Origin of the sequence: Clostridium sp. (assembly GCF_016650095.1) — a bacterium.
Lineage (GTDB): Bacteria > Bacillota > Clostridia > Clostridiales > Clostridiaceae > Clostridium_AD.
The window spans coordinates 1-4051 of record NZ_JAENWL010000348.1 but is presented as its reverse complement, the minus strand read 5'-3'; the positions used below and the strand labels follow the sequence as shown (position 1 = coordinate 4051).

General features: G+C 25.7%; 5 protein-coding genes. 3 read left to right on the top strand and 2 right to left on the bottom strand.

What is annotated here, in order from left to right:
- Together JJE11_RS15985 and JJE11_RS15980 are read left to right on the top strand one after the other, a co-directional pair.
- A partial coding sequence (locus JJE11_RS15985; RefSeq protein ID WP_291637406.1) for a helicase C-terminal domain-containing protein occupies positions 1–454 on the top strand: 454 nt, incomplete at its 5' end.
- A gap of 972 nt (positions 455–1426) precedes the next feature.
- Positions 1427–1843: a hypothetical protein gene (locus JJE11_RS15980; protein ID WP_291637405.1), complete on the top strand. Its 417-nt coding sequence runs from the start codon at positions 1427–1429 to the stop codon at positions 1841–1843.
- An 85-nt stretch (positions 1844–1928) separates the two neighbouring features.
- On the opposite strand, the gene JJE11_RS15975 is transcribed toward JJE11_RS15980, so the two are convergent.
- Positions 1929–2174: an AbrB/MazE/SpoVT family DNA-binding domain-containing protein gene (locus JJE11_RS15975; RefSeq protein WP_125004371.1), complete on the bottom strand. Its 246-nt coding sequence runs from the start codon at positions 2172–2174 to the stop codon at positions 1929–1931.
- A 391-nt stretch (positions 2175–2565) separates the two neighbouring features.
- Positions 2566–3057 carry a YajQ family cyclic di-GMP-binding protein gene (locus tag JJE11_RS15970; RefSeq protein WP_291637400.1) on the bottom strand — a complete coding sequence of 164 codons (492 nt, stop codon included), beginning with the start codon at positions 3055–3057 and terminating at the stop codon, positions 2566–2568.
- 315 nt (positions 3058–3372) lie between these two features.
- Here JJE11_RS15970 and JJE11_RS15965 point away from each other — a divergent pair, with 315 nt between their 5' ends.
- Entirely contained in the window at positions 3373–4011 is a 639-nt protein-coding gene (locus JJE11_RS15965; RefSeq protein WP_291637397.1) for a histidine kinase, read from the top strand.
- Positions 4012–4051 lie beyond the last annotated feature (40 nt).

Genomic DNA, 4051 nt, shown 5'->3' with positions numbered 1-4051 from the left:
GAAAATTCAAACTAATTTTATGACTGAAGACGAGAGAGAAGCTTTTTTGAAAAACTTTAGTAGTCAAAGTGATGATAATATTTTAGGATTTGGAGTACTCGGGGGCATATTCTCGGAAGGTATAGATTTAAAAGGTGATAGTTTAATTGGTGCAATAATAATAGGTGTAGGGCATCCGATGATTTGTTTTGAAAGAGAAATTATTAAAGAGTATTATGATAATAAGAGCCATCTTGGTTATGAATATTCTTATATGTACCCAGGTATGAATAAAGTTCTACAGGCAGCGGGAAGAGTAATTAGAACAGAGGAAGATAGAGGGACTGTGCTCTTAATAGATGATAGATTTCTTAAACAAAGATATATACGGCTATTTCCAAAGGAATGGGAAAATTATCATATAATAAATAATAATACTCATGTCAAAAATGAGGTTTGGGAATTTTGGAAATAAAATAAAAAAAGTATATATTACGCGTATTGCAATACGACTAATGCGTTCACTTCGCTAAGAACTACTAACTTTATTTTTAATTAATTTGCTAAAAAATATAAACTCGCTTTCGCTCAAACATATATTTTTCTTAACGCACCTTAATTAAAAATAAAATAAGAAGTTCTAAAGCTTGTTCAAATGCATTATACGTAATATATACTTTTTTTACGCATAAAAACACTTGTTATAAAACCTTAGCTTAGAAACTACCTGTATAGTTATGAGGCTCTATAATCTATAAAAATGTTACCCGCATTGCTTTTTACGAGCTGTTTCCTATAAAATAAAAAAACTTGAGCATTTGCTCAAGTTTTATTTCTATAAATAATGGGGGGGGATAAAGAAAGGAAACTAAATTTAATAACAACTGCGACAAATACATCTACATAAAATATTTATATCCATGAATACGATAATAAATCTTTGTTTATTAGCTTGAACATTAGAACGAATAATCACAATATCTGCTAAATAAAAGATATAAATAGTTTCCTTTTATCTTTTGGGGATTTTGATTTTATTACCTTATGTCGAAATAAGTTTTATTTTGTATTTATTAGACTGATAAGTTTCGACCTATTTCTTAGTTAAAGAATAACACGAATAACACAAATAGTCAATATGTTTTTTAAAAAAATTTAATATGATGAACATTAAAATGAAAATAGATATGCGTATTCGACAAAACATATAAAATATGGTATTTCAAACATATAAATCGGCTTTTTAATAATATATTTTAATAATTTATTTGAGTGCAAATTATTTATTATCACAGCACCACAGGTGATGATTCAAGTAATTTTTACAGAAAGTTAATAATGATTTGTGGTTTATAGTGCTAAAATAAAAGATAAGATAAGAACAACAAGGGAGATAGTAGTTTTGAATTGTTATCTACTTCAGAAAGAAATAGGAGGAATAGTAAAAATGCATGTTAAGTTGGCTAGAATATTTTATGGCTGGGATAGATTATCAAAAATAACATTAATGGTAGGAATATTGTTGGTTGTAACTGGGTATGCATGGATATTAGGAATAGCACTTATTTTATATTCAATATGGAGGAGCAAGTCGACTAATATACATGGAAGAAATAATGAAAAATTTGTTTTTGAAAATATGGAAGGAAATATTTATAGGAAGATAAATAATTTCAAACAAAGTTTGAAATTATTTAACAACAAAATTAAAAAATATAAACCTATTGATAAATTAAAAGAAAAAAGAGATTATATAATAACTAGTTGTCCTAAATGTAAGCAAAAGTTAAGAGTACCAAGGGGAAAGGGTAAAATTGTTATAACTTGCTCAAAATGTTGTAGTGATTTTAGGTTAAAAACATAACTAAAAGAGATATCCTTAAAAAGGATATCTCTTTTAGTTATTAGACTTGCATGTAATAGTTAAATTAAGAAAAAATTATCTTAAACTATTTGCCTGAACCTAATTCAGCAAGACAATCTTTGCAAATATTTTTGCCTTTGTAGTTTACAACGTCTCTAGCATTTTGACAGAAAATACAAGCTGGCTCATATTTTTTAAGAATGATTTGTTCACCATCTACATAGATTTCTAAAGCATCCTTGATATCTATATCCAAAGTTCTTCTTAATTCTATAGGAATAACTATTCTTCCAAGTTCGTCCACTTTTCTTACAATACCTGTTGATTTCATATAATTTCCTCCTCAAACATCATTCGACTTATTTATAATTAAATTGTAGCAAATATAACATAAAACGTCAATAGGTTTATTAAAATATTTAATAATAATTTAATAATAATGATAAAAATTAACAAACATTTACGTATTATGCAAAAAGACTATTATACACTGTCATTTTAAACAGTATTATAATACCTTTTATATTATACATACTTTTTTAATAAAATACAATATTTATAATGCTTTGTATTTTGTGTATTTTGAATAAAACACTATATAGTATAAAATATAGTGAAATAAAATGAAATATTACTAAATTTATATGATTTAAAAAAGGTTAGTACAGTTTTAACTGTACTAACCTTTTTTTAATATATATAATTTTCTATTAAAGAAAGATCTATCTATAATTAGTGAATTGTAGAGCAATTCCAAAATCTTTTGATTTTACAAGCGCCATTACTTCTTGCAAATCATCAAGGTCCTTACCAGTAATCCTTAATTGGTTATCCATAATTTGTGCTTGAACTTTGATTTTAGTGGCTTTAATTTCTGCAATTATTTTTTTAGCTTTTTCCGTAGAAATACCTTTTATAATTTTAGCGGTTTGTCTTGCAGAACCTAAAGTAGCTTCATCTTGCTTACCTAGGTCTAATGCTTTTCCAGATATACCTCTTTTAATTAATTTACTTACAAGGACTTCTATAACTGATTTTAATTTAAAATCATCATCGGATATTATTTTAATATCTTCTTTCCCTAAATTGATTTCAGTAATAGTGTTTTTAAAATCATATCTCTGTTTGATTTCTTTTAATGCTTGGTTTATTGCATTGTCTACTTCTTGCATATCTACATCTGATACTATGTCAAACGAATGTGCAGCTGCCATAATTGAAAACCTCCTCTATATTTTTTAAAAATTAATTTAACTTTATTAATTAATAGTAAATTAATAATCATAAAATGTCCAGTGGTTAAAGTGCAAAGATTAAAGTTTTATGCAAGTTACACCAATATAACCTATTACTAATACAAATTATATAAAAATTTAATAATATTTATATATAGTTAAAGATAAATCTCATTTCACTAAGGTTTATAGAAAACTTAACGATATACATAGTAAACAATAAGGTATATATTTTAAATGCGATCATGATGAATCATAATATGTGGAATAAATGTTTAAAAGGAGAAAAAATTAGTGATAGTAACTAAAAAAAATAAATTAAATAATATTGAAGCTGATAAGAAACTTAATCAAAAGGGAATCACAATAAATCAACATTTCCTTTTTAATACGTTAAATAGCATATTATCGCTTTGTAGGGAAAATTCAGAAGAAGCTAGGAAAGTTGTTTTAGAACTTAGTAGCTATTTAAGATTCAATTTTGATGTATCAGATGGAGTTGTTCTTTTGCGTGATGAAATGGAGTGTATAAAATCTTATTTGTATATTCAAAAGGTTAGATTTGGCGATAAGTTAAAGATTGTGTACGATATTGAAAAAGATATAAATTTTTTAATTCCTAAAAATTCTTTATATAACTTAATAGAAAACGCAATTAGCCATGGAATTTTAAAAAAAAGTAATGGAGGAACATTAACCTTTATTATTAAGCGGGATATAGAGAAAATAGTAATGAAAATAGAAGATGATGGTGTTGGCATGAGTGAGGCACAAGTATTACAGATACTTAATCAAGAGAACTGTGGCTCAATTTCAACTTCAAATTCTCAGTATAAAGATTTATATAATGCTAAGCTAGAAGTAAGTAGTAAATTACGAATTGGAACCTGTATAACTTTATTTATACCAATAGAGAGTATAATATACGTTTAGATTTGGTTGATTAAATATATTTTCTAAAAATATATTTTCT

Bases quoted from the DNA above. Each gene is read 5' to 3' on its own strand.
- JJE11_RS15980 (WP_291637405.1), top strand. From the start codon at position 1,427: ATGCATGTTAAGTTGGCTAGAATATTTTATGGCTGGGATAGATTATCA.
- JJE11_RS15970 (WP_291637400.1), bottom strand. From the start codon at position 3,057: ATGGCAGCTGCACATTCGTTTGACATAGTATCAGATGTAGATATGCAA.
- JJE11_RS15975 (WP_125004371.1), bottom strand. From the start codon at position 2,174: ATGAAATCAACAGGTATTGTAAGAAAAGTGGACGAACTTGGAAGAATA.